The following is a 3,905-nucleotide window of genomic DNA, read 5'->3' on the forward strand; positions in this document are numbered from 1 at the left end:
MCATCCGAAGGAACACCATGCCGGCTGAGCGTTTCCGCCGTCTTCCCGGCCTCCTGTTCGGCGCTTTCTGCGCCGCCGCGTTCGGTTTCGCCGCCGGTGCCGTCTGGATGGTGCCGTCGATGATGTTCGGCCGTGCCCTGCCCGCGCTGGTCCTTCCGGCAGGCTGGGTACTCGGTATCGTGGTTCGCCGCTGGCTGCGGATCGACCGCGTCCTGGGCTCGGCCCTGGCCGCGCTCGCTACCCTGCTGGCGGCGGGCTATACCGCCTGCCTGGTCGCCGCAGCCACCATCTCCGGGATGATGGGCCTCGGCTTCGGCCAGGCTATCCATGACGCCGGGGCCCCCATGCTCCTGGAGCTGGCCCGCCTGGCCCAGGGACCCTGGGACCTGGTGCTGTATGTCGCCGGCGCCCTGCTCGCCGCGCTGGTCGCCTGGCCGATCGGCCGCCGCCCGCCAGGCCGCCACTGACTTCATAAGCCGTAAATGCCCGGCCTAGGAAGATGGCGGGTGCATAACCAGTCAACCGGCGGTCGCCGACCGCGTTTACCGGAGTGATCCAGGCCGTATGGAGCATGAGGATGCCAACACCGAAGAAGCGAAGGGCGCCGTGAACGGCTCGCTCGCGCTCGACAGCGCATCCCTGGACGATGTCCGCGAGGTTCCGGCGAACATGGACGCCTTCCTGGCGGCCATCGAACGCAGGGCCTGGCGCATGGCCGAGATTCATCTGGGCAACCGCGAGGACGGCATGGATGCGGTGCAGGACGCGATGCTGCGCCTGGTCCGCCACTATGCCGACAAGCCGCCCGGCGAATGGACGCCGCTGTTCTGGGGCATCCTCCGCCGCCGCATCGTGGATCTCCAGCGCCGCCGCAAGGTTCGCTCGATCATCGTTGGCTGGATCGGCGGCGGACGCGACGAGGATGGCGACGAGTTACCGGCCTGGGAACCCGCCGACGACAGTCCGGATCCGTCGGCCCGGCTGCAGGATTCGCAGGCGTACGGCGACATTGTCGTCGCGGTACGCAAGTTGCCCCAGCGCCAGCGTGAGGCGTTTACCTTGCGCATCATGGAAGGGCTGGATGTCGCCGAAACGGCGGCCGTGATGGGCTGCTCCGACGGCAGCGTGAAGACTCACCTTTCGCGCGCGATGCATGCGCTGCGCGATCAACTGGAGGCATGGCGATGAGCCAGCACGATCGAGACCTCGAACGTCGCGCCCGGGAACTCTACCTGCGCGCCAGCCGCGATGTGGATCCGGTAACGGCCGGCCGCCTGCGCGCGGCGAGGCGTACGGCGCTGGCCGCACCGCACGAATCCGCCGCGCGTCGACTGATGCTCCCCGCCGGCGCGTTCGCCGTCGTCGCGCTCGCCTCGCTCATGCTCTGGCAACCGGGCGGCGCACCGCCTTCGGCACCACCGGCGGTCATGCAGTCGGCGGACACCGAGGCGACCGACCTGCCGCCGGATCCGGATAGCACCGATCCCGCTCTTTACCAGAACCTGCAGTTCTACAGCTGGCTGGCCTACAACGACACGCAGCCGTCCGCTGCCCACAAGTGATTCCCATGCGCCGCCTTCCTTTCGTCATCGCCATCCTGCTCGCCCTGGCGGCGCCTTTCGCCGCCCCGGCGCAGGACCGTCCGCCGTTGCCGGCCGGAGGGTCCGATTGGCCCGACAGCCAGCATCCGACCGTGCCGCCGCGTCCATGGAGCCAGCTCACGCCCGACGAAAAGGACATCCTTTCCCCCGTGGCTCACGACTGGGACGGTTTCACCCCGAGGAAGCAGTCGCACATGCTGGAGATGGTGCAGCGCTGGAAAGGCCTGCCGCCGGAACGCCGCGCCCAGATCCGCGACCGCATCGACCGCTGGCAGCACATGACGCCGGAAGAGCGCGCCGAAGCGCGCAAGAACCAGCAGAAATTCAAGGACCTCAGTCCCGAGCAGCGTGCCAAGCTGCACGACGCCTTCGAGCGTTTCCGCAACCTGTCGCCCGCGCAAAAGCAAGCACTGATGGAAAAGTGGCGCAACCAGAGCCCCGAGCAGCGCCGTCAGGCCATCGACAACATGGGGCCGAACGACGCCCTGCCGCCCCCGCCGCCGGGCGACCATGGGCCGCCGCCGGACGGTTCCGCTAAACTGGGCGGATGACGCAGACCACGCTGGAACTCCTCGACCGCCGTCGCTCCGTGCCTTCGCGCCAGCTCGGCGAACCGGCTCCCGACGAAACCACCCTCAAGCGCCTGCTCGAAGCGGCGATCCGCGTGCCGGATCACGGCAAGCTGGAGCCGTTCCGCATTCGCGTGCTGCGCGGCGAAGCCAAACGGCACTTCGGCGCACAGCTGGCAAAGCTCGCCGTGGAAGCCAACCCCGACCTCTCCGAATCCAAGCGTGAGAAGGAGCTTCGACGCTACGACCATGCGCCACTGGTTCTCGTCGTGTCGGCGAAGATCGACGACGAGAGCAAGGTGCCCGAGCTCGAACAGAACCTCACCGCGGGCTGCGTGGCATACAACGTGCTGCTTGGCGCCCAGGCGCTCGGCTATGGCGCGCAATGGCTTACCGGCTGGGCCGCGTACGATCGCAACGTGGCAAAGCTGCTCGGCATGAAGAAGAGCGAGCATGTCATCGGGTTCATCCACATCGGCACGCCTTCGATGGACGCGCCGGAGCGCGAGCGGCCCGCCTACGACGATATCGTGAGCGTGTGGACACCGTGAGCGCGGACTCCCTCGTCCACCTGGTGGACGGTAGCCTCTACGTGTTCCGCGCCTGGCATTCCATGCCGGACGAGTTCCACGACCAGGACGGCGAGTCGGTCAATGCCGTGCACGGTTTCACGCGGTTCCTCTGCGAGCTGCTCGAACGCACGCGCGCCGAACATGTGGCCGTGGCCTTCGACGCCTCGCTCACGACATCGTTCCGCAACGCCATTTATCCGGCCTACAAGGCCAATCGCGATCTGCCGCCGCCGCAGCTCGTGCGCCAGTTTTCACTCTGTCGCGAAATCTCCGCGGCGCTTGGCCTGAGCGTGCTCAACGATCACCAGTACGAAGCCGACGACCTCATCGGCAGCGCGCTGTGGGGTTTGCGTTCGCACGGTTTCCGCGGTGTCATCGTTTCTGCCGACAAGGACTTCGGCCAGCTGCTCGGCGAGCACGACGAACAGTGGGACTTCGCCAAGAATGTCCGCTGGGGCCCGGCCGGCGTCTTCGACAAGCTCGGCGTGCATCCTCACCAGGTCGCCGATTACCTGGCGCTGTGCGGCGATGCCGTCGACAACATCCCGGGCGTGCCCGGCATCGGCGCGAAGACCGCGGCGGCTCTGCTTGCCCACTTCGGCAGCCTCGACGCGCTGCTCGACCGCATCGACGAAGTACCGTACCTGCGTATCCGCGGCGCGGCGGCCTGCGCCGTTCGCTTGCGCGAGCATGCCGACCAGGCCCTGCTGTGCCGCCGCCTGACCCGCATCGCCCTGGATATTGCCGTTGCCGAGACCGCGGACGCGCTGCGCCGTCGCCAGGGCGAAGCGGCCACACTGGACGAGCTCTGCGAGCGTCTGCGCTTCGGCCCGCTCACCCGGTCCCGGCTGCGCGCGCTGATCTGAGGCGATTCCACCCAACGTCACACGGCCGCGCTACCCTTGCCCGGATACTTCGTATCCATCGCCAAGGAGCCCGCCCATGCAGACCAGCCCGTTGCCCCACGCCTCGCCGATCCCCGACGACGCCAGCGCGCCGGAAGAGGTGCTGCACAAGGCGAAGTGGCTGACCCTGAAGCGGCGCGGTCGCTGGGAGTACGCCGAACGGAACAATCCCGGCGGTGCCGTCATCATTCTCGCGGTGACGCCCGACGACAAGGTCGTCTTCGTCGAGCAGTACCGCGTGTCCATCCTGGCCAACAC

The 3,905-nt window shown here is 68.0% G+C and carries 6 protein-coding genes and 1 pseudogene; all 7 read left to right on the plus strand.

All coding sequences use genetic code 11. The annotated features are described in order from the left end of the window. Nucleotides 1-467, plus strand: a 467-nt coding sequence (locus AC1DT2_RS17370) for a hypothetical protein (protein ID WP_477297708.1), incomplete at its 5' end; no start/stop codon positions are given. 97 nt (nt 468-564) lie between these two features. Then, a complete protein-coding gene (locus tag AC1DT2_RS17375) occupies nt 565-1,188 on the plus strand; it encodes an RNA polymerase sigma factor (protein WP_197478569.1) in 624 nt (207 codons plus the stop codon). Beyond that, nucleotides 1,185-1,562 carry a hypothetical protein gene (locus AC1DT2_RS17380; RefSeq protein WP_213947772.1) on the plus strand — a complete coding sequence of 126 codons (378 nt, stop codon included), beginning with the start codon at nt 1,185-1,187 and terminating at the stop codon, nt 1,560-1,562. The genes AC1DT2_RS17375 and AC1DT2_RS17380 overlap by 4 nt, the downstream gene beginning before the upstream one ends. 5 nt (nt 1,563-1,567) lie before the next feature. Continuing rightward, entirely contained in the window at nt 1,568-2,152 is a 585-nt protein-coding gene (locus tag AC1DT2_RS17385) for a DUF3106 domain-containing protein (protein WP_213947771.1), read from the plus strand. Then, nucleotides 2,149-2,721, plus strand: coding sequence for a nitroreductase family protein (locus AC1DT2_RS17390; protein WP_213947770.1), 573 nt, complete (start codon nt 2,149-2,151; stop codon nt 2,719-2,721). Before AC1DT2_RS17385 ends, AC1DT2_RS17390 begins: the two co-directional genes overlap by 4 nt. Then, a complete protein-coding gene (locus AC1DT2_RS17395; protein ID WP_477297709.1) occupies nt 2,709-3,608 on the plus strand; it encodes a 5'-3' exonuclease in 900 nt (299 codons plus the stop codon). Before AC1DT2_RS17390 ends, AC1DT2_RS17395 begins: the two co-directional genes overlap by 13 nt. Before the next feature lie 76 nt (nt 3,609-3,684). Continuing rightward, a pseudogene (locus tag AC1DT2_RS17400) lies at nt 3,685-3,905 on the plus strand (DNA mismatch repair protein MutT); the annotation flags it as partial.

Source organism: Luteibacter sp. P4_E6, from assembly GCF_056401535.1.

Bases quoted from the DNA above. Each gene is read 5' to 3' on its own strand.
- AC1DT2_RS17375 (WP_197478569.1), top strand. From the start codon at position 565: ATGGAGCATGAGGATGCCAACACCGAAGAAGCGAAGGGCGCCGTGAAC.
- AC1DT2_RS17380 (WP_213947772.1), top strand. From the start codon at position 1,185: ATGAGCCAGCACGATCGAGACCTCGAACGTCGCGCCCGGGAACTCTAC.
- AC1DT2_RS17385 (WP_213947771.1), top strand. From the start codon at position 1,568: ATGCGCCGCCTTCCTTTCGTCATCGCCATCCTGCTCGCCCTGGCGGCG.
- AC1DT2_RS17390 (WP_213947770.1), top strand. From the start codon at position 2,149: ATGACGCAGACCACGCTGGAACTCCTCGACCGCCGTCGCTCCGTGCCT.